Raw genomic sequence first — 23,199 nt, forward strand, 5'->3', positions numbered from 1 at the left:
TAAGAGGTGGGGCAGATTGCGCCGGTCGGTGCAATTTGCAGCCAGCGTTGTGCAAAACGCAAATGCCAGTCTCATTCTGGGCCTGTTTTGGACGGTTAAGCCGCACAGAGGGGCTATCGCTTCAGGGCGGGAGTGAGTGGCGTGGGCTTTGCATTAGCGGTAGCTGACCCGAAGCGGGATGCTTCGGGTGGCTGGGAGGCCCTATGAAACTTGGTGTGAACCAGATTGCCATGCTCTATTACGCCGGCGGCTTGCTCCTGATGAAGGGGATCTCCCTGCTGATGCTGCCGGTGTTGACCCATCAGCTGCTGCCTCGTGAATACGGCCAGCTGGAGGTGCTGCTGACCCTCATCAATCTGGGTTCCCTTATTTTGGGCTTCGGGCTGGTGGATGCCCTCTACCGCTTTGCCGGATTGGCGAAAGATGAGCAGGAGCGCCAGCAGGTGGTGGCCCGCATGTTTGGTCTGGTCTGGCTGATCGCCCTGGCCAGTCTGGTGCTGCTCTGGCTGCTGGCGCCTGTGGTGCAAGCCTGGCTGCCAGTGGAAACCCGCCTTGCGGATGTGCGCTGGGTGCTCTGCGCCCTGCCGTTTGAAGGGGTGATCGGCGTGCCGCTGGCATGGCTGCGGATGCGCAATCAGGCGCGGCTCTTTTTCGTGGCGACCGCAGGCAAGGCGGTGATCCAGTCGGTGCTGACCGGCTGGTGGCTCTGGCTCGGTTGGGGCGTGAGCGGGGTGCTGGCCTCCGGCACCCTGACCTGCGTTGCACTGGCGCTGCTGCTGAGCCTCTGGCAGTGGCGAGATAGCGGGATCCGCTTTGACTGGCAGCACTATCGGCCGCTGCTGCGCTATGGATTGCCCCTGGTGGTGAGCGGGCTGGCAGGTTTTGCCCTGAGCGGACTGGATCGCTGGCTGCTGGCCGATGTGGTGGGTGAGGCGCTGCTTGCCTACTACGCAGTGGCGGGCAAGCTAGCGTTGGCAGTGGGGTTGTTGCTGCAACCCTTTGCCCTCTGGTGGTATCCCCGCCGTTTCATGCTGCTGCGCGAGCCGGATGGACTGCGGCTCAATGCCCACTACAGCGTGATGGGGTCGGTACTGGGGTTTGTCACCGCGGGGATTGTCGGGCTCACTGCTCCCTTGCTCATTCGCTGGCTGACCCCGGAGAGCTATCACGGGGCGATCGCCTATATTCCGCTGCTGGTGCTGGGTATGGCGGTGCGCAATGTTTCGGACTTGCTCAATGTCGGCTGCTTTAGCGGCGAGAAGAGCAATGCCCAGATGGTGATCAATCTGGGCTGCAGCGCCCTTGGGGTCGCAGGCTTTCTGCTCGCCATCCCCCCCTTCGGGGTTGCCGGGGTGATCTGGACTCTGCTGCTGGTCTATCTGGTGCGGGCGCTCGCCTTTTATCTGGTGAGCCAGCGGTTGCTGCCACTGCCGTATCGCCTCTCGACCCTCTGGGCCAGTTCGCTTGGGGCGCTGGCGATGGTCTGGCTCGGCCAATGGTGGGCAGGATCATGGCTCGTCTAACGCCAGCCATCTGGGCAAGCGTCATCTGTCTGGTGCTGGCTCTACTCTGGTGGCGGCTGCCCCATCCCTTGCTGCTGCCGGTGCTCGGCCTTGCCATTCCCGCCATCTGGTTTGCCTTGCGCTGGCCCTTCTTGATGGTGCTGGGGTTTGTCACCTTCTCCTTCTTTCGACTGCATGAGGTGTTCCCCCAGCTCTATCCCCTCAAGATCCCGCTGCTCTTCTCGCTGGCCGCCATCGGCGCACTGGTCTGGCACATTTTGCTGACCGGCCGGATCAAGCCCTACTGGAGTCCAGCGCTGAGCTGGCTGACGGCTTTCTTTGTGATGGTCTCCATCGGTGTGCTGTTTGCCAGTAACCGGGGTGAGGCGATCGCCACCTGGACCGGCAGCTACAGCAAGATCTATCTGATGACCCTGGCCACCGCCTGGCTGGTGCGCACTCCGGGGGATTTTGCGCTGGCGGTGCGCACCTTCGTGGTAGCGGGCTGTCTGGTGGCGCTGGTGGCCCTCTACAACAAGGCGAGCGGGATCGGGCTGGTGGAGGGGACCCGGGTGACCATAGGGCGCGAGCTGGGCTCTGTGCTGGGGGATCCCAACGATCTGGCGCTGGTGCTGCTCTTTCCTGCCGGCTTTTCACTGAGCTTGCTGCTCAATCAGGGGAATGGGGGGGGGGGGCGTTTGCTGGGGGGGCTTGGCTTTGCGCTGACCGCCGCCGCCATTATCGCCACCCAGAGCCGCGGTGGTTTGCTTGGTGTGTGTGCGGTCAGTGGCCTGTTTGCCTGGCAGCGGGTGAAGTCGAAAATCCTGTTGATTTCGATGGGGATGGTCGCGCTGCTGGTGCTCTTTGCCGCCGCCGGGATCAGCGATCGGGCATCTGGCGGCGCCGCCGAGAGCGGGGTCGATGCCTCGGCCATGGGGCGGATCTACGCCTGGCAAGCGGCCTGGGGCATGGCGTTGGGCCATCCGCTGGTAGGGGTGGGCTTGTCCAATTTCTATTACAACTATTTCTTCTACAGCCCCCATTGGGATGGACTGAATCATGCGGTGCACTCCACCTGGTTCGGGGTGCTGGCTGAAACCGGCTTTGTCGGGTTGGCGCTGTTTATCGGCATGGTGACGGTGACCCTGCGCAGTTGCTGGCGTTGCCAGCTTGCTGGCATGCCTCCTGCAGTGATCACGGCGATGCAGGGGGTGATGGCCAGCATGGTTGGGTTTGTGATTTCGGGATCCTTCCTGACCCAGGGCTTTACCTGGCCCATCTATCTGGAATTGGCGCTGGCCGTCGCCGCCATCAAGTACGTGCAGCAGGCGGCCACAGAGGTGAAGGCCACCGCTGAGGATCATCAGGAGGCAACCCGGTTGCCGGCAGTGCCACCCAAGGGAGCAAGAGGATGAACGCAACCCCTGTTTTGCTGGTTCACTACGGAGAGGACTGGATCCGCGGCAGCGAACGCTGCCTGCTGGATCTGCTGGCCCACCTCGATCGCAGCCGGTTTACGCCGTTGCTCTGGTGCAATAGCCCAACGCTGGCGGCAGAGGCGGCCACCCTCGGGGTAGAAACCATGGTCGAGCCGTTCAGCCTGCTGCTGGGATGGCAGGCGCCCCGTTTTGATCTTGCGGCCCATCGGCGCCTCTCCCGGCGAGCCAGAGAGCTCATCACCGAGCGGCAGATTGGGCTGGTGCACGCCAACAGCGCGGCCCCTTGTCAGTGGCTGGTGGGTGTCTGTCGAGTGTTGCAGGTGCCGCTGGTGTGCCACCTCCATGCCCGTTACCAGCCAAGAGACAGGTTCAGCCTGCGGGTTCATCAGGCAAGCGTGCTGATCGGGGTGAGCGAGCCGGTGTTGACCGGCTGGCGCCAGGATGGCTGCGCGGCCGATCGGCTGATCCGGGTACCCAACGGGGTCGATGCCGCTCGCCTGAATGGCGGTGCTCACTGGCCGGTCGTCGGCATGCTGGGCTTGCCCCCGGGGGATATGATCATCGCCACCATCGGCTCCCTGATCAAACGCAAGGGGATTGATCTGCTGATCCGCTCGCTGGCTGCCCTGATGGCATCGGGGGAGGAGGCCCAATTGCTGATCATTGGCAGCGGCCCGGAGCGGGAAGCATTGATGGCGTTGGCTGTCGAACTCGGGGTGGCCGAGCGGGTCCACTTTTTGGGCGAGCGGCCGGACAGTGCCGCTATCTTGCGGGGCGGGGTGGATCTGCTGGTCTCCGGAGCCCGTGAGGAGGTGTTTGGTCTGACGTTGGCGGAGGCGAGCATGTTGGGGCTCCCGGTCAGTGCCTATCGGGTGGGCGGCATCCCCGAAGTGGTGGAGGAGGGGGGGACTGGCTTGCTGGCAACCCCGGGGGATTGGGCCGAGATGGCTGATCACTGGCGGCAATTGAGCAATCCGCAGCGCCGATGTGAAATGGGGCGGGCCGCTCAGTTGCGTGCCGCACAGCTGTTCACTGTGGCGCGCTACGTTGACGGGGTCACGGCGGTGTGGGACGCCGCGCTGGCTGGTCGTTGGCACGCAACGGCCCCCACACCCTTCCGACCACTCATTCATTGGGTGGGACAACGACTCCTTGCCAGAGGTCGCAATATGCTGGCGAGTGGGATGGCAAGAGTGGCGCAAAAAGTGCAACTGGGGTTTGGCCGCCGCAAGGTGCCAGAGTAAGGGAGCAGCAAGATGAGCATGCAAACTGAGCCGGTGTTTGGAAAGGTCATCGTCGTTGATCCCATCCCGTTTCGCGGGGGCTCCAAGGTTGCGACCGAAGTGCTGCTCGATGAGTTGGCCAAACGGATGCCCGGGCTCACATGCCATGTGTTGACCCAGGATCCCGACTCCTGGCGACGTTGTCAGCATCATCCCCTTTGGCTGCCCCACATATTGAAGGGGCGTGAGTCCGGCATCGGCTATCTGCTAAAACAGGGGTGGCAGACCCTGCTCATCCTCTGGCTGGTGTTGCGTCTGGGGGAGGTGAAGTGCCTGGTGGCGGCGTCCGGGCCGGGGGTGGATCTCTGCTGTTACTGGGCGGCCCGCTGGTTGCGGTGCCGGGTGGTTCAGCTGATCCATGGCCCTGTGGGGTGCTCGGGGCTCTCTGCTAGAGCATTGCAACGGGCGAGTTTTGTATTTTATCTCGAATCAACCCGCAGCTCCCTGGCGGCATTGCTGGCCCGGCTTGGCGAGACCGAGTTCCCGTCACACTGGCAGCCATTTACCAATGGGTTGAGCGAGATTGATTGGCCCAAAGCGACCCTGGGGGGGCCCCGTATTTTGTGGGCGGCCTCGTTGCTGCGCTGGAAGGGGCTGGAGACCATGCTGGCCGCCCATCAAATGATCCCTGATGCTCGCCCCGAGCTGATGGTGTGCTATCTGCAGCCCAAGGGCACGCTGCAACCCTGTAGCCAGCCTCAGCCACAGCTGCCAGACACGCACTGGTATGCCAACCCCGCCAATCTTGACGAGATCCGAGCTCAATGCGGTATTTTTGTCTCCACCAGTCATCAGGAACCGTTTGGCCTCTCCATTCTGGAGGCTATGGCGGCAGGATTATGTGTAGTGATCCCGGCCGATGGCGCCTGGTGGGACCGACACCTCACCGATGACGTGAATTGCCGCAAATATCAGCCAAACGATCCCGGCGATCTGGCGCGGGTGCTGGCCAGCCTCAATGCGATGCCCGACGTGGTCAAGCGACTTGGCCATCATGCTCGCCTGCATGCCATGGTCCATTACAACGCGGCAGATACCTATCAAAGCACACTGGATCAGTGGGAAGGCATGTTGCGATGGGATGCGTTGAGCCTTGCCGTGCATGGTTAGCGCGCAGTGGTTCCCCACGGGGAGGATGGTGGCGTATGAGGGACTTATGGGCAGACTGGTTGCGGGAGGCTGGGTGACTCCGCCACTCTGATGCAGTTACGGCCGGATGATTTGGCGGTGTAGAGCGCAGCATCAGCCAGTTTTACCAGTTCAGATGGCTGCCAGTGACTCGATGGTCTGAGGCTGGCAACACCCATGCTAACGGTCACCAGACCGGTGGCATTTTGTGCGTGTGGCTGCGCGAGTGCAAAAATCAGCCGCTGGATATGTTGGGCAATTTCATAGGCGGATTGACGCTCGACATGTGGCAACAGGATGACAAACTCCTCTCCGCCGTAGCGGGCCACCAACTCCCCCGAGCGGCGCCCGGATTGCGCCAGGGTATGGGCCAGCAATCGAAGGCACTCGTCACCGGCAACGTGGCCATAGAGGTCGTTGAACTGCTTGAAATGATCGATGTCGAGCATGATGAGCGCAATCGGCATCTCTGTCTGAATACAGCGCTCCCAGGCCTGGTTCAATGAGTTGTCGAACAGACGACGGTTGCCGATATTGGTTAGCCCGTCGGTATTGCTGAGCGCTTCCAGTTTCCGGTTCGCTTCCGCCAGCTCCCTGGTTCTGAGCTCGATAATGAGCTCCAGCTCATGTTGGCGCTCCTCCAGACTGGTCATCGGGTAAATTTCGCTTTCCCGAGCCGCACTGTAAGGGATGGAGATACTGCTGTGAGCAATTTTCCACGCCATGGCTTCGTGTCGAAAAATCAATACCAGTCTGGCGGTTCTGCGGGAGAGGATAGGTTCTGATTTCGGTAGATGGATATGAAAGAAGGCGGTGACCGCCACCACATCCGCGGCCAGATCTTGCAGGGTCACATTGAGTGTTTCCAGGCGGATCCTGCCCGGGATCTGGGCAAAATCGCGGCGGGTTATCCGGATCCACTCATCCCTATCGGTAACCAGAACATCACTGCTGCCGGCAAAACCGCTGAAATTGTCGCTAAACCGCGTGGTGAGCCGATCATCCCGTGATGAATACAGCTCGATGTACTCATCAAACAGTGAGCGGATCAACTGTTCCCGTTCAGTGGTCATTGCGCTGGGCCCATGAGAAGTGGCCACGTTTTTCAAACGTTCGATTGAACTATAGTCAATAATGTCATTTCATTTGGCTATCTATCTTGATTTTTATCGTTTTTTTATTCGATTACCGTTATTGGCAAGTGTCCGTAAGGTCAGTCAGAACAAGGCGCCATGGAGAGGATTAGCATGGCTGTCCGGTGCATATCCTCCCCATCTCTATTACGCATCGGGGTGACCACCGGTGACAAGACAGCGGGTCTGCATGCAGATCCCCAGACTGCAGGCATCAGGTAACCCAGAGTGCCTCGCGGCGATCAATGGCTGGCGAGATAGGGGCTGATATCCACCTCGTCAATGAGCTCCGGGCTCATGTAACGCTTGGCATAGCGCAGGTAGACGCCAGAGCGGAGAAAGAGCGCAAACAGCTCGGGGTCGATATGGTGATCCTGTTGCATGAATCCCATGATGCGGATGGCCTCCGAGAGAGATTTGGCTTTCTTGTAGGGGCGATCGCCGGCGGTCAGCGCCTCGAAGATATCGGCGATGGCCATCATCCGGGCAGGGATGCTCATCTCGTCCCGTTTCAGCCGCTTGGGATAACCAGTGCCATCCATCTTCTCATGGTGTCCCCCTGCGATTTCCGGCACCTGTTTCAGGTTGGCGGGGAAGGGGAGTTTTTCGAGCATGATGATGGTCTGGATCATGTGCTCGTTGATCTTGTAGCGCTCCTCATCTGTGAGGGTGCCCCGGCGGATGGCGAGGTTGTAGAGCTCGCCGCGGTTATAGAGGTATTCAGGGGTGTTGACCTGAAATCCCCAAGGGTTGTCAGGGGCAAGGCGGTCGCGGTTGCTGCGGGTGAAGAGGTGATCCGGGCGATCGGCCAACAAGGGTTCGGTGACCGGCAGCGGTGACTCCGCGGCCCGCTGCTTGCGCGCCAGTTCATCCTGAGAGATCCCAATCCGATCGGAGAGCGTGCGCTGCCAGGTGCGGCCCGCGATCTGCTGCAGCCTTGCAATATCCTCTGTGGCCATAAATTCGCCCCCTTCGTTGCAACGGGCGATAAAGGCAAACTCCTCATCCAGCTGTTGCCACTGCTGTTGCAGCGTGGCCTGTAACGCGGCCTCATCACCCCCATGGAGACGTGCCTGCCAGTAGGCAATCTCGGCATCCCGTTTCAGCACTTCAAAGCGCATCCTGACCTCGTGAATGCGATCGCACAGGGTTTCCAGCTTGGTGGCCTTGTCGACCACAAACTCCGGAGTGGTGACTTTGCCGCAATCGTGCAGCCAAGCCGCGATATGTATTGCTTCCCACTGTTTTTCATCGAGCGAAAAGTGTTGGAAGGGGCCCTCCTTGGCCTCACATGCCGCTTCTGCCAGCATCTTGGTCAGTTCGGGGACTCGCTGACAGTGGCCACCGGTATAGGGGCTCTTGGCATCGATGGCCCCTGCGATGAGCTGGATAAAGGCCTCCAGCAGATTGCGCTGCTCCTCCAGCAGCCGCTGGGTGGTGAGTGCCACGGCGGCGGTGGAAGAGAGCGCGTTGACAAATGCCATCCGCTGCGGGGTCAGGGACTTCTTCCGTTCATCGATCAGAAACACCAGGGTGCCGAGCAGTTGGCCATCACGGTTTTTCAGGGCAATCGGCCAGAAGGTCAGCGGCGTGTCGCTCTCCTCAATGTAGGGAAACAGGATCTGCAATTCGCTGGTGACCAACGCAACGGGTTCCAGTTCTACTCCTTGCAAGCTCTGGAACAGTGGATGTTTTGGCTGATTGAGGGTTCCGATACTGTGGATCGGCGTTTGCTCCTGCACCTCGCCATTCCAGCACAACCCTGCCAGATCCAGCGTCTTGTTGCCGCTATCGGAGAGGTAGAGCATGCAGCCTGTTGCACCGGTCAGTTGCTGCATTTCGGTGAGCAGCCGCACCAGCAAGCGGGGGAAACTGGTCTCGCTGGAGAGGGAGGTGGAAAGCTGCAAAAAGCGCTGAATGGTCGATTTCATGTCGCCCATGGCTCGGGAGAGATCGATGATTTCGGCAATATAGGTGTTGACCCTGACCGGGTCGTTGAAGTCGAAGCTGGCAATTTTCTCCGTCTCTTGCGTCAGGGCATCGAGGGGCCTGGCGGCGGTTCTGGCCAGCACGATGGCGGCGAAGAGGGCCAGGATCAGAAAGATCCCTGACAAAAAGAAGGTCTGATTGCGAATGGTGAAGGCGGTGGCCAGCAACTCATCGACAGGTGCTGCAATCCAGAGGGTTAATTTTGACCCATCGGCTTCCGGTAAAGTGATACGCATTCCTTGCCAATCATTGCCCTCTGATTTAAAGGAAAGACTATCTGCCTTCTGATTCTGACTGGCATTCATCAAGTGTTGGATCATAGGCAGGTCGGCTTCGGTCACTCTTGCAAGTCGATAAGCGCCATTTTCATGAATCACCATCCCACCTTTATGACTTGTCATTAGCTCGCCCTGCTCATTGACGATGGCTAGACGCATATTGGGGGTTATCTTGGCGGATTTGAGCAGGCGCTCGATAGCTCGGAGGTTCAGGCTCATCCCTATGACGCCAGCCCCATTTTGCATTGGTTCGGCAAAACTCAGGTACATCTCCTGAGTATCGTGCGAGATATAGAGAGGGGATTGCACCAGCTGTCCACTCTGCTTGGCCTGAATAAACCATGGATGCTCTATTGGATCAAAAAATTGTCCTGATTCCTCTTGCCGTTCAATGATGGTGAGATTGTCGGCCAGCGCGAAGGTCTCCGTAAGAGTGGTTGCCTCTTGATGCCGGATGCTCTTCACGATCCAGCGGGTATTGGCGGGCGGCGTTAGGTGTTGTACCTCGGTGTCGGCAGGCCAGCGCATGAGCCAGAATAGATCGCCGTTGTTGTAACCGGCATACACCGCGTTGGCAGAAGGTTGTCCTTTGAGCAGGGTTGTCATGTAGGGAAGGCTGGCCATTCGCTCTGACAGGGTCTTGGCTTCGGTCAGGCGCTGTTGGGCGAGCAGATTGACGCTTAAAGCTGAGGTGCTGAACAGCCCTTCTAAAGCCTGAGTGGTGATTTGGCCAATCAGGGTGAATCTGTCTTCCGCCTCTTTCATCAGCATGGTTTTGGTTTGCCGATATTGGTGACCAAGAGTGATCAAGGCAAACACCAGCAATAAACCCAGAAAAAGATGGGCAATATGAACATACAAGGGGATAACGCGGCGAATGAGACTCATGTTATCTCCTTAAATGGATGGGTTTGTTGAGTGGGGTATAAATGAGATAACCCAACAGGATAATGGGTAGCTTCATGGTGTTCGCCCTTGCTGCTTGCATTAAAGAGACCCCGTTGCGTAAACCACCAGATGACGATAAATGGAAAGGGGTGATAAATCCTTTTGTTTATTCACCCATCGCAGTAGCCAAAAATGATCCACGGCGATGTTACCGCAGAGTTCTGTGATCGTGATTCTTTTCACTCTGGATATGGATTGAAACCCTCTTTTTGTGGGAAGTACGCCGAGATATTCAGCAGCCTGGTTTCTTCATCCAGCGATACAGTAACGGTAGCGCCATGGGCTTCCAGCATGATTTTGCCATGATAGCCATTGTGACTGTGTGCTTCTTTGTTGTTATTAGAGGATGGGAATCTGTCGAACAGAGAGAGGACATTGTTGATATCCAGCAAGGTCGAGCTATCAATATTTAAAATAATGCTGTCGGGGAATTTCAGACAGACAATTTCCACGCAGGAGGAGGGCGCCGCATGCTCACAAGCGAGCCGTGTCAATATTTGAAACGCGGAATAACAGAGAAATTCGTCACCTGCGATGAATAGCTCGTCATAAAGGTAATTTTTGGGTTTGGTCAGCTTGATATCGAGCTTTTTCCCGGCATAGAGATTTTTGAATTGCACCGAAAGCCGGTTGAAAATATTAAAGAGCTGGACTTTACCCGCTTTCAAAACAAAGGTGCCGGTTTCAATCTGGTAAATCTCGCTGGCCAGCCGGGTCAATGCCAGCGCATCGCCTACAGATTTTCTGGTGATGGATAGCTGGGTTTTTTGGAGCATGTTGAGCGATGAGTCGGCCGCCAGCTCTTCCAGCAGGTGTAGCGCGTTGAGCAGGGGCTCCCGAATTTCATAGCGGATATTGAACTCGAGGCTCTCTTTGAGCGCATTGAGCTCAAGCATCTGATCGAACTCTTTTTGAAGATCTCTTCTGGCATGCACCAGCCGCATCAGATTGGCAATGCGAAAACGCAGCATCTCGATGTCGATCGGCTTGGTGATAAAATCGACGGCCCCCAGTTTCATCGCCCGTTTACGGGAATAGATATCATCCAGTGCCGTCATAAAGACGATGGGGATGTGCTCAGAGTGGGGATGTTCACGCAAAATTCTGGCGACATCGAATCCGTTCAGGTTGGGCATCATGATATCGAGCAGCACCAGATCGGGTGGATTATCCGATTGGCAGATCCTGATCGCTTTTTCGCCATCCTTGACCAACTTGAGATGAAACTCTTTGCGAAATACCGAGGTGATCAGCATCAAATTATCTGGAACATCGTCAACCACCAGAATGGTTGGACTATCCTGATTGCTGGCGACCAGATCGCTGTTGGAAAAACGGTGCAAACGACCGAATTCAAATTGTGAAAGTGGTGGCTGCGACTGGCTGGTTGCCAACAGTAGCCGAGTAATCCTGGTTTTAAGGGTATCGGGCTTGAGCGGGGTCAAGATAATGTCAGAGACTTTCGCCTGGACAAATTGTTCGATCAATGGGCGATCTGTCCCTGAGGTCAGGGTCAAAAAAGGCAGTGTGTGATGAGGTGCCCTACTGCGAATATTTTTCAGCAGCGTGAGCAAGTTTGCCGAATCGAGATCGATATTGCAGATGATCATGGCGGCAGGGCCATCAGCCACGCAACGTTCCAGCGCCTCGACACTCTCCACCACCGTAATCTGGCTTATGCCAATGGCTCGTAACTGATTGCATAGCGCATCGCTGTGCACATTATCTTTTTCCAGTACCAGCGTGGGGCCGGAAATTATTTTTGCTATGTCCATATGGCTATCTGATGTGCCCATCTGTCGCTGTATCCTGCCAGCTCATTTTGAGCATGATAATATAGGGTGCATGACCCTGGTCAACCGATACCTCTGCTACCTTGCGCTGGAAATATAAATCTGCAAGCTGGCTCATGACCCAACGTGATAAAGAGAGCAATCCGATATCATCATACCGTTGGTGCTGACCCATCTTCTGATGGTGTACAACCGCCATTACCCCATATCCACTTTTTCTTGTATCCGATTTATCCCTTGTGAGTTGCTGGCTCCTGTCGGGTTGTGCGCACATTTCAACCGGGTTGTCATGGCTGCCTGTCGGGGGATCCGTTATGGTGTGAGAAAGGTTGGCAGGGGTCGCCATCCTCCATCTTGGCAGGGAGAATCACGAGATATGGAACATCTTGCCCCGAGCGCGGCTCATCCTATGGTGCTGCTGGTTGATGATAAGAGTGGCTGCCACAATTTGATGAATACGCTGCTCGGTGAGTGCCTTTTATTGCACGTCTTCTCCTGTGAGGCGGTGCTGATGATGGTCAGGCAGAACGATGGAGCATGCTGTCAACCATGAAATCGCGTCTCTGGCACATTACTGCCGTGCTGTTGCTCTCCCTGATGTTGGCCACGCTGGTCGATGCCTTCTATCTGGAGCTGGAGCGGCAGGAGTATCGCCAGTCGCTGGATACCCGCATTCAGCGCGAGGGCGACAATCTGCAGCAACTGACCCTCTCAAGCAAGGGGATGGGGGCGGTGCAACTGGCTGGCCGCCTCAACCGCGAGATCCAGCAATCGTCACTGCTCGAGCGGGGGGAGCTGAGCCCGAGCGAAGCTCTGCAGGTGTTGGCGCAGGGGGTGAAGGCCAATCATGCCTTTGTTACCAATAAAGCAGGGGTGATTGTCCGTGATTGGGATGCGCTTGGCCGCCATGTCGTCGGGCAGGATGTGTCGTTTCGCTCCTACTTCAGGCAAGGGCTCAAGGGGCTGGAAACAGTAGATGCCGGGGTTAGCCTCAATACCGGCAAGCGGATGATCTATGTGGCGGCGCCAGTCTCTCACGATCGGGCGCAAGGAAGCGACATTACTGGGGTGGTGGTGGCGCGTTACGAGATGGCGCTGCTCGATACCTTTCTGGCCGGGTGGGGCGATACCATCGGTTTGCTGGTCTCGCCAGATGGAGTGGTGATGGCCAGCAACAAGAGCGATTGGCAAATGGCAGTGGTGGGGCCAAACTCTGCCGCCAGGCAACAGCAGCTCTTTGCCTCTCGCCTATATGGACACTACTTTGCCCCGGATCGCAAACCGGTGATCCTGCCTGCACTCGATGGCAGTGAAGTTCGGATAGGGAAAGATAGCTATCTGGTGAGCCGCATGCCTATCGAGTGGCACGATGCCAAAGGGCAGTGGACGCTGCTGCTGTTGGGCAATGTGGAACAGGCCGTGTCAGGATGGCGGCGAGTGGCCTTGTTCGGCACCGCCCTGTTGATATGTCTGAGCTCGGCCCTGCTCTGGCAGGGGCGGATGTTGCGTCGCCGCAGCATTCGCGAGCGCAACGAGCAGTTTGCCTTCCAGCAGGCGTTGATCGATACCCTGCCACATCCTCTCTTCTATACCGACAATCAGGGGCGCCTGCTGGGGGTGAATCGCGCCTTTACCAGCGCATTTGGTGGCGCCCGGCCGGTCGAAGGCAAGCGGCTGGCGGAGTTGCCGCAACTGGCCGGACTGGATGCGGTGGATGAGGGTAACACCTTGCAAAGGGTGGCGGGCAGTCAGGCCAGAACGCAGCATGAGGTGCGCCTGTTTTCGCCGGATGGCCGTCCTCTGGACATGCTCTATTTTCTCTCGGGGATCGAGCTTGCCGAGAGCGAGCGAAGCGGTGCGGTCGGCAGCTTGGTCGACATCACCCCGATCCGTGCCGCCGAGCAGGCCATGCGGGAGGCTCATGACCGGATAGCGGCAGATCGCCAGCGGCTGCACGAGAGCGAGCAGCGGATCCAGTCCATGGTGCGCAACGTACCGGGTATGGTCTATCGCTGCTTGCCTCATCATCCCTGGACCATGTTGTTCGTCAGCGACGAGGCGGAAAAATTAACTGGCTATCCCGCCAGCGATTTTGTCGATAACAGCCGCGATTTTGGTGACTTGATCCATCCTGATGACCTCGAACTGAGCAACCGCAATACCATCGATGCCATTGCCGAACATCGGCAATACATCAACGAGTACCGCATCTTCGATCGCTGGGGTCAGCTCCGCTGGGTCTACTCCATCGGACTCGCCACCTATGATGCCGAGGGTAAGGCCATCTATCTGGACGGGATCATCTTCGATTTCAGCGACCGCAAGCAGGCTGAGGCCGCCATGCTAGAAGCTAGGCAGATCGCCGAAGATGCCACCCGAACCAAGAGCGAATTTTTGGCCAACATGAGCCATGAGATCCGCACGCCAATGAATGCCATCATCGGCATGGCCCATCTGGTGCTGCAAACCAGCCTCTCCCCCGAGCAGCACAACTATGTGAGCAAGATAGACAGAGCGGCGAACAACCTGCTCGGGATCCTCAACGACATCCTTGACTTCTCCAAGATGGAGGCGGGCAAGCTGCAACTGGAACAGGTGGATTTCCGGCTCAACGAGGTGTTCGAGTGGCTGGCGGATCTTACGGCGTTTCGGGCGCGGGAAAAGGGGCTGGCGCTGCTGTTCGATCTGGCCGGTGATCTGCCTGACCGTTTACGCGGTGATCCCCTGCGACTTGGCCAGATCCTGCTCAACCTGACCAGCAATGCCATCAAGTTCACCGAGCAGGGAGAGGTGATTGTCCGGCTGGCACGCAGTAACGAGCGAGATGGCAAGATTTGGCTGCAGGGCAGTGTGCAGGATAGCGGTATCGGCATGACAGCCGAGCAGTGCCAGCGTCTCTTCCACTCCTTTGAACAGGCTGACAGCTCGACCACCCGCAAATATGGTGGCACCGGTCTTGGTTTGGCCATCACGCACAATCTGGTGCAACTGATGGACGGTGAGATCCGGGTGGAGAGCGCCCCGGGGCAGGGCAGCGAGTTCCACTTCCGTATCTGTCTCGCCACCCTGGCGGATCAGGGTAAGGAGAAAGAGCAACGTGTAGCCATGCCGCTGGCGCCGCAGCGTCTGCTGTTGCTGGAGTCGTGTCCTGCTTCGCGAGCGGCCATTCTCCACCAGTTGGCGGCGCTGCCTGTTGAGCTTGTCTGCGCGGACGAGCCCGCCGCGCTGCTGGCACTGCTGCATCAAGGCATCGCGGCGTGCAAGCCCTGTGATCGAGTTGTGCTGGGCTGGCTGGAGGGGGAGAGCTGGTTGTCAGAGGTGCTGCAGGAGGTTGGCACGCTGGCAGCGCCGCCCGCGATCTTGCTGATCACCTCGGGCGATCCCGCACCGCTTGCCAGCTATGTTGCTGCGCTGGGGTTGGCGCCGTGTGATGTGCTGGCCCATCCGTTTACCCCGCAGGCACTGTGTCAGGCATTGTGTAAGGCGCAGGGGGGCGATGCCGTGGGACGAGAGGCGTTATCGGATGCAAGCCCCCATCATCAGGTTGCGCTGCCCGCTCATGGGCTGGCGGGTGCTCGTCTGCTGTTGGTGGATGATAACGACATGAACCGGGAGGTGGCGCTGGCCCTGCTGGGCAAGGAGCAGATCTCCCTGGTCTGTGCTTGCGATGGGGCACAGGCGCTCGCCCTGCTGGCGCAAGATCGCGGGTTTGACGGCATCCTGATGGATTGCCAGATGCCGGTGATGGACGGGTACACCGCGACCCGGTTGATCCGCGCCGATCCGGCGCTGGCCCGGATCCCCATTATCGCCATGACAGCCAGCACCATGGTCGGGGATAAAGAGAAGGCGCTGGCGGCAGGCATGAATGACCACATCGCCAAACCCTTGAATATGCCGCTGTTGCTGGCGACCCTCTCGCACTGGATCACACCCGCCAGACCTCTGGCTGCCGCCAGCAAGTTGCAGGTGACTGACGATGCGACCCCTTGGCAAGGCGTGCCCGGCCTTGACGTGCAGCGGGGCATGGCCGTGATGGGGGGCGACAGTGCGCTCTACCGCAATATGTTGCAGCGCTTCTGTAACGGGCAGCAGGGGTTTGAAGCCAGTTTCCACTCGGTGTGGGTATCGGATGACAAGGTCACGGCCCGACGTCTGGCTCACACCCTCAAGGGCAGTGCCAGCACCATAGGGGCGACCGGTGTGGCGGATCAGGCGGCGCTGCTCGAGCAAGCCTGTGAAGAGGGGGATGATGCAGGGGTCGCAACCCGCTTGCCATCCCTGATGGCCGAGCTGAAGCCCCTGCTGTCTGGGCTGGAAGCCGCGCTGGCAGTGTCCCCTGTGACGATGGGCGCTTCCCGAGGCATCGATGCCGGGATGCTGGCGGCGCAACTCCAGCAGTTGGGGGCCTTGCTGGCACAGAGCGATGCCCAGGCGTTGGCGCTTTGTCAGCAGATTGAGGCTGATCTGGCTGGCAGTGCATTGCCGCTGCGTGCTGCATTTCAAGAGGTGAGTCGGGCGGTCAACGAGTTCGAGTTCGATAAGGCGCTGCAGTTGCTGGTACCACTGCTTGGGTGATGGTTAACACCCTTATCGCTTGTCATGTTCATCGTCATCCCAACTCATTTTTTAGGGTTGCCATTGAACAAGAACAATTATCATCTATATCGATAGAGATGGATATTTACGCTCTGGTTAATTACGCAGGGTGACGTGAAGGTAAATAGTGTGAATACGTGCAGTAACATCTGTAACCGGATGAGCGAATGTATCGCGAGTTAAATATGATCACTATGTTGAAGGCAGCCTTCCACCTTGCCTTTTCTCTTACCATTAATTTGAATGCAGATTCACGATGATGCGTAAACATATCCGTGAGTGCGATATTTTACTCACCAGCATCCAAGACAATAAAGAGTGGGGGGGAGCGTATTGATATGCATACCTCTGCGGCACCTTTTCATTAAGCGGTGTTAAACGGCAGGGAGGCCAAGCAGGGTTGTACTGCGTGGGCTAGCAGGAGCAATCATCGCCCTTCAGCGCAGGCAAGATGCAAGCAGATATCAAGCGACAGCAGGTAAATCGTGCCGTGCAGGCCGTGCTTGCTACCGGTGGTAGCTGGCCGTGAGACAGTTCTGGTATGGGGAGGCAAGTCAGGAGGTTGTCCCGTGGAGACTGTATGGAATATGCAATGAGATGAGTAAAGATATATTCAATGGATCATTTATTGGTGGGCATCAGTATTGTTAAATGAGCGGTATAGCCAAGATTTCAATCATGTTAATTTGGCTCACAGAGAAAGAGAGGATATGCGGTGATTAATTATTTACTATCCAATTAAGTTCATAAAATTTACGGGGCTGCTAAATATCTCTTTGGGGGTAATTAATTTCATTTGTGATGTGGCTCGCTATGAAAATAGGGGGGAGTCGGTCGAAATTGATAGAGATCAATACTGCAGGGTGGGTGAGTCCTTAGCATTTCCGCTATTAAGCATTTATCAAACAAGTGCTCACTACGGGAATAAGTAGAATGGTCGAGGATAATTTTTTATCGGCTCATGGGATTAATCGCCGTGATTTTATGAAATTGTGTGCCGGGATGGCCGCAACCCTGGGATTAAGTCAGCATGCCGTCGCCAAGATGGCCACTGCGCTCACCAGCCCCGAACGGCCGCCGGTGATCTGGATTGGGGCGCAGGAGTGCACCGGTTGTACCGAATCGCTGCTGCGCGCCACCCACCCCACCATCGAGAACCTGATCCTCAACACCATTTCGCTGGAGTACCACGAGGTACTCTCGGCGGCCTTTGGTCATCAGGCGGAAGAGAACAAGCACAACGCCATCAAGCGCTATAAAGGCAAGTATGTGCTGGTAGTGGATGGCTCCATTCCGCTCAAAGATGGTGGTGTCTACTGCATGGTGGCCGGTGAGCCTATCGTCGACCATATTCGCCGTGCCGCCAGTGATGCCGCTGCCGTCATCGCCATCGGCTCCTGCGCCGCCTGGGGCGGTGTGCCAGCCAGCGGCGGCAACCCGACCGGTGCCGTCAGTCTGGAAGAGGCGCTCGGCAATATCGGCACCCCGATCATCAATATCCCGGGATGCCCGCCCAATCCCCACAACTTCCTCACCACGGTTGCCTACTACATCACCTACGGCAAGCTGCCGGCGCTGGATAGCAAGAAGCGTCCGCTGTTTGCCTATGAGCGGCTGATCCACGAGAACTGCGAGCGCCGTCCGCACTTCGATGCAGGGCGTTTTGCCAAGGAGTTTGGCGATGAGGGCCACCGGCAGGGCTGGTGTCTCTACCACCTGGGCTGCAAAGGGCCGGAGACCTACGGCAACTGCTCGACCCTGGAGTTCTGCGATGTGGGCGGCGGCATCTGGCCGGTCGGCATCGGTCACCCCTGTTATGGCTGTAACGAGCAGGGGGTCGGTTTTAGCAAGGGGATCTTCCAGCTCGCCAAGGTAGAGAATCCGACTCCGAGGGTGGATAAACCCGATGTGAAGATCCAGGAGGGGGGCTATACCTCGCCCACCGCGACTGGCCTGATCGGTGGCGCCCTCGGGGTGCTGGTGGGGGTGAGTCTGATGACGGTGCGTGAACTCGGTCGCCAGCAGAAACGCCACGAAGCCGGGCAGCACCCATCACGGGAGGAGTAGCCGTGAACAGACGAAACTTCCTCAAATTTGCCTCCGTCGGTGCGCTGGCGGCGGGCACAGCCGTACCCGGCACCGCACTGGCGGCGGCCAAGAACAAGCCGCCCATTCCCGGCGCGCTCGGTATGTTGTATGACTCTACCCTTTGCGTCGGCTGTCAGGCCTGTGTGGCGGAGTGTCAGCGCCTCAACGGCAACCCGACCAACCCAGCCGGGGCGCAAACCTGGTCCAACAACGACAAGCTGACCCCTTACACCAACAACATCATTCAGGTGTGGAAGAGCGGCACTGGCGAGCACAAGGATCAGCTGGTGGATGGCTACGCCTACATCAAGAAGCAGTGCATGCACTGTGTCGATCCCAACTGCGTCTCTGTCTGTCCGGTGCAGGCTCTTAAAAAAGATCCCAAGACCGGCATTGTTCACTACGACCCGAGCGTCTGCACCGGCTGTCGCTACTGCATGGTGGGTTGCCCGTTCGATGTGCCCAAATATGACTATGACAACCCGCTGGGGGCGATCCACAAGTGCGAGCTCTGCAACCAGAAAGGGCTTGAGCGGATCGATCAGGGGAAATTGCCCGGGTGTGTCGAGGTGTGCCCCACCGGCGCTGTGATCTTCGGCACCCGCGAGGAGCTGATGGCCGAGGCCAAGCGTCGCCTGCTGGCGACCCCGGGCAGCGCATATGCCTATCCGCGCCAGACCCTCTCTGCCAACGACCCTTACCTGCACGAGGTACCCCACTACCAGCCTTACGTCTATGGCGAGAAGGAGGGGGGCGGCACCCAGGTGCTGGTGCTGGCCGGGGTGCCCTATACCAAGCTCGATATGCCCGATCTGCCGGAGCTCTCCTCCGGTGCCCGCTCCGAGCATATCCAGCACACCCTCTACAAGGGGATGGTGCTGCCCATGGTGGTGCTGACCGGCCTTTCGGTGCTCATTCGCCGCAACACCAAGAATGGTCACGAACACCATCATGACGATGGCCATGATCAGGGGAGTGCGCAGATCAAGGATCAGGGCACCACAAAGGGAGGCAAGGATCATGAGTAATCACAAGGCGTATCCCCTCGGTGGCAAGCTGGTCAGCTGGCCTGTACTGGTGCTGGCCCCCTTTGCCGTGCTGTGCGGCATGTTGATTTTAAAACGCCTCGTCTTCGGGCTGGGCTCGGTCACCGATCTGAATGGCGGCTACCCCTGGGGGCTCTGGATCTCGTTTGATCTCTTGATCGGTACCGGTTTCGCCTGTGGCGGCTGGGCGCTGGCCTGGGCTGTCTATGTGTTCAACCGGGGCGAGTATCACCCGCTGGTGCGACCGGCCCTGTTGGCGAGCCTGTTTGGCTACTCGCTGGGCGGCCTCTCCATCACCATTGACGTCGGCCGTTACTGGAACCTGCCGTACTTCTACCTGCCCGGTCACTTCAACACCTCCTCGGTGCTGTTCGAAACTGCGGTCTGCATGACCATCTATATCGGGGTGATGGCGCTGGAGTTCGCTCCCGTGCTGCTGGAGAAGTTCGGCTGGAAGGCGTCACTTATTCGCCTCAACAAGATCATGTTCTTCGTGCTGGCGCTGGGGGCGTTGCTGCCCACCATGCACCAGTCCTCGATGGGCTCATTGATGATAGTGGCAGGGGAGAAGATCCATCCGCTCTGGCAAAGCTACGAGCTGCTGCCGGTCTTTTCGCTGCTGACCGCATTTATCATGGGCTTCTCCATTGTGGTGTTTGAAGGATCCCTGGTGCAGGCCGGATTGGCGGGGCGGGGCCCCAACGAGAAGTCGCTCTTCTACAAGCTGACCCAGGTGATCGATATCTTCCTGATCCTGTTTGTGGCGCTGCGTTTTGCCGAGATCGTCATCCACGACAAGTCGGCCTACCTCTCCGAGTTCAATCGCTACTCCATCATGTTCTGGAGCGAGATTGCGCTGATGATCTTCCCGTTGCTGGTGTTCCACTGGGACAAGAGCCGCCGGGATTCGCGCATGTTGTTCCTGGGGGCCCTCAGCATGCTGCTGGGCGCCGCCCTCTGGCGGCTGGATTACTCCCTGCTCGCCTTCAACCCCGGCAATGGCTACCACTACTTCCCCTCTGCGGAGGAGGTGCTGATCTCCCTGGGCTTTGTTGCCATCGAGGTGTGTGCCTATTTGCTGTTGATCCGGCTCTTGCCGGTACTGCCATCACTTGAACGTGTTCACCAAGATTATCAGGCCCGAGGGAAAGCCAACGTATGAGCCAACGTATGAGCCAACGTATCACCATAGACCCCATCACCCGCATTGAGGGGCACCTGCGTATCGACTGCGAAATCGAAGGCGGTAAAGTGACCAAAGCCTGGTCGTCCGGCACCATGTGGCGCGGCATGGAGGAGATCGTCAAGGGCAACGACCCGCGCGATGCCTGGATGATAGTGCAGCGCATCTGCGGGGTATGTACCTCCATTCACGCCATCGCCTCGGTGCGGGCGGTGGAGAACGCCATTGGCGCCAAGGTGCCGGTCAACGCCCAGTACATCCGCAACCTCATCATCGCGGCCCACAACATCCACGATCACATCGTCCACTTCTACCAGCTCTCCGCGCTGGACTGGGTGGACATCACCGCGGCCCTTGAGGCCAATCCGCAAAAAGCGGCGGACATGCTCAAGGGGGTATCAACCTGGTCCCTCAACAGTGCCGATGAACTGACCAAGGTGCAGGACAAGATCCGCGCGCTGGTGGCGAGCGGCCAGCTCGGCATCTTTGCCAACGGTTACTGGGGTCACAAGGAGATGAAGCTGAGCCCGGAGGTAAACCTCATCGCCGTGGCCCACTACCTGCAGGCGCTGGAGTGCCAGCGCGATGCCAACCGCATTGTCGCCATCCTCGGTGGCAAGAGCCCGCACATCCAGAATCTGGCGGTGGGCGGCGTGGCCAACCCCATCAATCTGGATGCACCTAGCGTGCTCAACCTGGAGCGGCTGCTCTATGTGAAGAGCTTTATCGACCGGCTCGGCGAGTTTATCGAGCAGGTCTACAAGGTGGATGCCGCCATCATCGCCGCACACTACCCCGAGTGGCTGAACCTGGGGCAGGGTGCCAAGCACTACCTGAGCGTGCCGGAGCTGCCCACCGATGCCAACGGCGGCAGCTTCCTGATGCCGGGCGGCTATATCGAGAATGGCAATCTGGCGGGTTATCGCCCCATCGAGAGCCATCAGGATGGCTGGCTGATGGATGGCATCGCCGAGAGCAACAAGCACGCCTGGTACAAGGATGACGAGCCCCTCAAGCCGTGGGAGGGCAAGACCGAGCCCGACTACACCGGCTGGCAGGATGACGGCAAATACTCCTGGGTCAAGTCCCCCACCTTCTACGGCAAGGTGGTGGAGGTGGGGCCCCTCGCCGATTTGCTGGTGAAGCTCGCCGCCAAACACCCGGAGACGGTGGCGCACTTCGATCAGCTGAACGGCCTCTACAAAACGCTCACCGGTTCTGCCATCAAGACTGAACAGCTGCACTCGACCCTGGGCCGCATCATCGGCCGCGCGGTGCGCTGCTGTGTGCTCAAAGACACCCTGTCTCATCAGTGGAAGGCGCTGGTGGACAACATCGGCAAGGGGGACACCACCGCCTATATCAAGGCGGAGATCCCGGCGGACAAGGAGTTTCGCGGAGTGGGCTTTGAAGAGGCTCCGCGCGGCATGCTCTCCCACTGGATCGTCATCAAGGGGGGCAAGATCGAGAACTATCAGGCGGTGGTGCCATCGACCTGGAACTCGGGCCCGCGCAACTTCAATGACGAGCCCGGCCCCTACGAGCAGGCGCTGGTGGGCACCCCGGTGGCCGATCCGGCCAAACCGCTGGAGGTGGTGCGCACCATCCACTCGTTCGACCCCTGCATGTCCTGCGCGGTCCACGTGGTGGATACCCAGAATGGCGAAACGACTCAGGTGAAGGTGTTGTGATGAATACCCTGATCCTGGGCGTAGGCAACCTGCTCTTGAGCGACGAAGCCGTCGGTGTGCGCATCGTCGAGGCGCTGGGGCGTGAATACCGTTTCGCCCCCGGCATCGAGCTGCTCGATGGCGGTACCGCCGGCATGGAGTTGCTCGAAGCGATGGCCAGTCGCGATCACATCATTCTGGTGGATGCGGTGCGCAGCGGTAATCCGCCGGGCACCGTCGTGACCCTGAAGGATGAGGAGATCCCGACCCTGTTTGGTCGCAAGATATCCCCGCACCAGCTGGGGCTGGCGGACGTGCTCTCGGCGCTGCACATGACGGGGGAGTCGCCCAAGCGGCTCACCCTGATCGGGGTCGAGCCTGAATCCCTCGAACCCCGCATCGGCCTCACTCCTGTGGTGGCTGCTGCCATGGGGGAGGCGACGGATCGGATTTTGACTCTGCTGGCCGCCGTTGGCGCACCCGCCATCCCGCTCTCTGAGCAGGAGAAAGCTGAACAAGCACGGGAGGGTCTATGGCGCAGTCCCATTTAAGCGAGGCTGAGAGAGTGCTGGAGATAGTACCGGAGACGGCGCAGGAGTTTGCCGGTTTTGCTAGCGATCCCGCGCCTCTGCTGGTAGCCCAGTACGAGCGGATCGCTCGCGAAGAGATGCAGGCGTTGCCTTTCTATCACCCGGACATGCCTATAGTGGCGGAGTGCACGTTGTTTGAAGGTCAGTGGCTCGGCTGCGTGCTCACCCCCTGGATGTTGAGCGTGGTGGTGTTGCCGGGGCCGGATCAGCTTTGGCCGGTTCGCAGCAGCATCGATCGGCTCGCCCTGCAGCTCCCCTGCGGCAACATGACCTTTATGGTGGGGGAATTGCCCGAGACGGGACAGCTGCTGGCTTGCTCCCTGATGTCGCCGCTCGATCCCCATCTCGGTGCCGGGGAGGGGCGGGCGCTGGTGAGCAGCACCCTCAAGATGCTGCTCTCCTTGCCGGTGCAGCAAGGGGCTGGCGGCGTGGATCTGGGTCGCAGACGGCTATTCGGTGCCCGGCGCGGTTAACCGGCATAGTCGCTAGGTTTCACGCGAAATCAAGTTTAGAATAGGGGGCCATTTTGG

Annotated in this window: 16 protein-coding genes; 12 read left to right on the forward strand and 4 right to left on the reverse strand. The window is 58.6% G+C overall.

The window, feature by feature from the left end; translation table 11 throughout:
• Positions 1 to 203: 203 nt before the first annotated feature.
• From G5533_RS02170 to G5533_RS02185, 4 genes are read left to right on the forward strand one after another with little or no spacing between them, the layout of a single operon-like run.
• Positions 204 to 1,523 carry a lipopolysaccharide biosynthesis protein gene (locus G5533_RS02170; protein WP_043819779.1) on the forward strand — a complete coding sequence of 440 codons (1,320 nt, stop codon included), beginning with the start codon at positions 204 to 206 and terminating at the stop codon, positions 1,521 to 1,523.
• On the forward strand, positions 1,511 to 2,917 hold the full coding sequence (locus tag G5533_RS02175) for an O-antigen ligase family protein (protein WP_441254379.1): 1,407 nt from the start codon (positions 1,511 to 1,513) through the stop codon (positions 2,915 to 2,917). Before G5533_RS02170 ends, G5533_RS02175 begins: the two co-directional genes overlap by 13 nt.
• The gene (locus tag G5533_RS02180) at positions 2,914 to 4,185 is read left to right on the forward strand and encodes a glycosyltransferase family 4 protein (protein WP_441254380.1); all 1,272 of its coding nucleotides are present in this window, start codon (positions 2,914 to 2,916) and stop codon (positions 4,183 to 4,185) included. Before G5533_RS02175 ends, G5533_RS02180 begins: the two co-directional genes overlap by 4 nt.
• A 12-nt stretch (positions 4,186 to 4,197) precedes the next feature.
• Positions 4,198 to 5,334 (forward strand): glycosyltransferase family 4 protein, encoded by a 1,137-nt coding sequence (locus G5533_RS02185; protein ID WP_441254381.1) that lies wholly within the window; start codon positions 4,198 to 4,200, stop codon positions 5,332 to 5,334.
• 44 nt (positions 5,335 to 5,378) lie between these two features.
• Here the strand turns inward: G5533_RS02185 and G5533_RS02190 are convergent, their stop codons facing one another.
• The 4 genes from G5533_RS02190 to G5533_RS02205 all read right to left on the reverse strand — a co-directional run bounded on the left by G5533_RS02190 (position 5,379) and on the right by G5533_RS02205 (position 11,839).
• The gene (locus G5533_RS02190; protein ID WP_441254433.1) at positions 5,379 to 6,452 is read right to left on the reverse strand and encodes a GGDEF domain-containing protein; all 1,074 of its coding nucleotides are present in this window, start codon (positions 6,450 to 6,452) and stop codon (positions 5,379 to 5,381) included.
• A gap of 275 nt (positions 6,453 to 6,727) precedes the next feature.
• The gene (locus G5533_RS02195; RefSeq protein WP_167556322.1) at positions 6,728 to 9,640 is read right to left on the reverse strand and encodes an HD domain-containing phosphohydrolase; all 2,913 of its coding nucleotides are present in this window, start codon (positions 9,638 to 9,640) and stop codon (positions 6,728 to 6,730) included.
• A 239-nt stretch (positions 9,641 to 9,879) separates the two neighbouring features.
• Complete coding sequence (locus tag G5533_RS02200) at positions 9,880 to 11,496, reverse strand: response regulator (protein ID WP_421254753.1); 1,617 nt, start codon at positions 11,494 to 11,496, stop codon at positions 9,880 to 9,882.
• On the reverse strand, positions 11,480 to 11,839 hold the full coding sequence (locus tag G5533_RS02205; protein WP_069553965.1) for a hypothetical protein: 360 nt from the start codon (positions 11,837 to 11,839) through the stop codon (positions 11,480 to 11,482). Before G5533_RS02205 ends, G5533_RS02200 begins: the two co-directional genes overlap by 17 nt.
• 30 nt (positions 11,840 to 11,869) lie before the next feature.
• Here G5533_RS02205 and G5533_RS02210 point away from each other — a divergent pair, with 30 nt between their 5' ends.
• From G5533_RS02210 to hybE, 8 genes are all read left to right on the forward strand, one after another.
• On the forward strand, positions 11,870 to 12,046 hold the full coding sequence (locus tag G5533_RS02210) for a hypothetical protein (RefSeq protein ID WP_421222511.1): 177 nt from the start codon (positions 11,870 to 11,872) through the stop codon (positions 12,044 to 12,046).
• Positions 12,043 to 16,071, forward strand: coding sequence for an ATP-binding protein (locus tag G5533_RS02215; RefSeq protein ID WP_421254752.1), 4,029 nt, complete (start codon positions 12,043 to 12,045; stop codon positions 16,069 to 16,071). The genes G5533_RS02210 and G5533_RS02215 overlap by 4 nt, the downstream gene beginning before the upstream one ends.
• A 954-nt stretch (positions 16,072 to 17,025) precedes the next feature.
• The gene (gene hybO / locus G5533_RS02220) at positions 17,026 to 18,159 is read left to right on the forward strand and encodes a hydrogenase 2 small subunit (protein ID WP_047435203.1); all 1,134 of its coding nucleotides are present in this window, start codon (positions 17,026 to 17,028) and stop codon (positions 18,157 to 18,159) included.
• 2 nt (positions 18,160 to 18,161) lie between these two features.
• A complete protein-coding gene (gene hybA, locus G5533_RS02225; protein ID WP_159143598.1) occupies positions 18,162 to 19,208 on the forward strand; it encodes a hydrogenase 2 operon protein HybA in 1,047 nt (348 codons plus the stop codon).
• Positions 19,201 to 20,388 carry a Ni/Fe-hydrogenase cytochrome b subunit gene (gene hybB / locus G5533_RS02230; RefSeq protein ID WP_421208417.1) on the forward strand — a complete coding sequence of 396 codons (1,188 nt, stop codon included), beginning with the start codon at positions 19,201 to 19,203 and terminating at the stop codon, positions 20,386 to 20,388. The genes hybA and hybB overlap by 8 nt, the downstream gene beginning before the upstream one ends.
• 8 nt (positions 20,389 to 20,396) lie before the next feature.
• Positions 20,397 to 22,100 carry a hydrogenase 2 large subunit gene (gene hybC, locus G5533_RS02235; protein WP_421254872.1) on the forward strand — a complete coding sequence of 568 codons (1,704 nt, stop codon included), beginning with the start codon at positions 20,397 to 20,399 and terminating at the stop codon, positions 22,098 to 22,100.
• Positions 22,100 to 22,630, forward strand: a complete 531-nt coding sequence (locus tag G5533_RS02240; protein WP_407958744.1) for a HyaD/HybD family hydrogenase maturation endopeptidase — start codon at positions 22,100 to 22,102, stop codon at positions 22,628 to 22,630. The genes hybC and G5533_RS02240 overlap by 1 nt, the downstream gene beginning before the upstream one ends.
• Complete coding sequence (hybE, locus tag G5533_RS02245) at positions 22,612 to 23,142, forward strand: hydrogenase-2 assembly chaperone (protein ID WP_421208419.1); 531 nt, start codon at positions 22,612 to 22,614, stop codon at positions 23,140 to 23,142. The genes G5533_RS02240 and hybE overlap by 19 nt, the downstream gene beginning before the upstream one ends.
• The last annotated feature ends 57 nt before the right edge of the window (positions 23,143 to 23,199 follow it).

This window comes from Aeromonas sp. A600620 (assembly GCF_029479985.1).
Lineage (GTDB): Bacteria > Pseudomonadota > Gammaproteobacteria > Enterobacterales > Aeromonadaceae > Aeromonas > Aeromonas veronii_A.

Coding starts and splice junctions, on each gene's coding strand:
- G5533_RS02170 (WP_043819779.1), top strand. CDS start 204: ATGAAACTTGGTGTGAACCAGATTGCCATGCTCTATTACGCCGGCGGC.
- G5533_RS02175 (WP_441254379.1), top strand. CDS start 1,511: ATGGCTCGTCTAACGCCAGCCATCTGGGCAAGCGTCATCTGTCTGGTG.
- G5533_RS02180 (WP_441254380.1), top strand. CDS start 2,914: ATGAACGCAACCCCTGTTTTGCTGGTTCACTACGGAGAGGACTGGATC.
- G5533_RS02185 (WP_441254381.1), top strand. CDS start 4,198: ATGAGCATGCAAACTGAGCCGGTGTTTGGAAAGGTCATCGTCGTTGAT.
- G5533_RS02195 (WP_167556322.1), bottom strand. CDS start 9,640: ATGAGTCTCATTCGCCGCGTTATCCCCTTGTATGTTCATATTGCCCAT.
- G5533_RS02200 (WP_421254753.1), bottom strand. CDS start 11,496: ATGGGCACATCAGATAGCCATATGGACATAGCAAAAATAATTTCCGGC.
- G5533_RS02205 (WP_069553965.1), bottom strand. CDS start 11,839: ATGGCGACCCCTGCCAACCTTTCTCACACCATAACGGATCCCCCGACA.
- G5533_RS02210 (WP_421222511.1), top strand. CDS start 11,870: ATGGAACATCTTGCCCCGAGCGCGGCTCATCCTATGGTGCTGCTGGTT.
- G5533_RS02215 (WP_421254752.1), top strand. CDS start 12,043: ATGAAATCGCGTCTCTGGCACATTACTGCCGTGCTGTTGCTCTCCCTG.
- hybO (WP_047435203.1), top strand. CDS start 17,026: ATGGTCGAGGATAATTTTTTATCGGCTCATGGGATTAATCGCCGTGAT.
- hybB (WP_421208417.1), top strand. CDS start 19,201: ATGAGTAATCACAAGGCGTATCCCCTCGGTGGCAAGCTGGTCAGCTGG.
- hybC (WP_421254872.1), top strand. CDS start 20,397: ATGAGCCAACGTATCACCATAGACCCCATCACCCGCATTGAGGGGCAC.
- G5533_RS02240 (WP_407958744.1), top strand. CDS start 22,100: ATGAATACCCTGATCCTGGGCGTAGGCAACCTGCTCTTGAGCGACGAA.
- hybE (WP_421208419.1), top strand. CDS start 22,612: ATGGCGCAGTCCCATTTAAGCGAGGCTGAGAGAGTGCTGGAGATAGTA.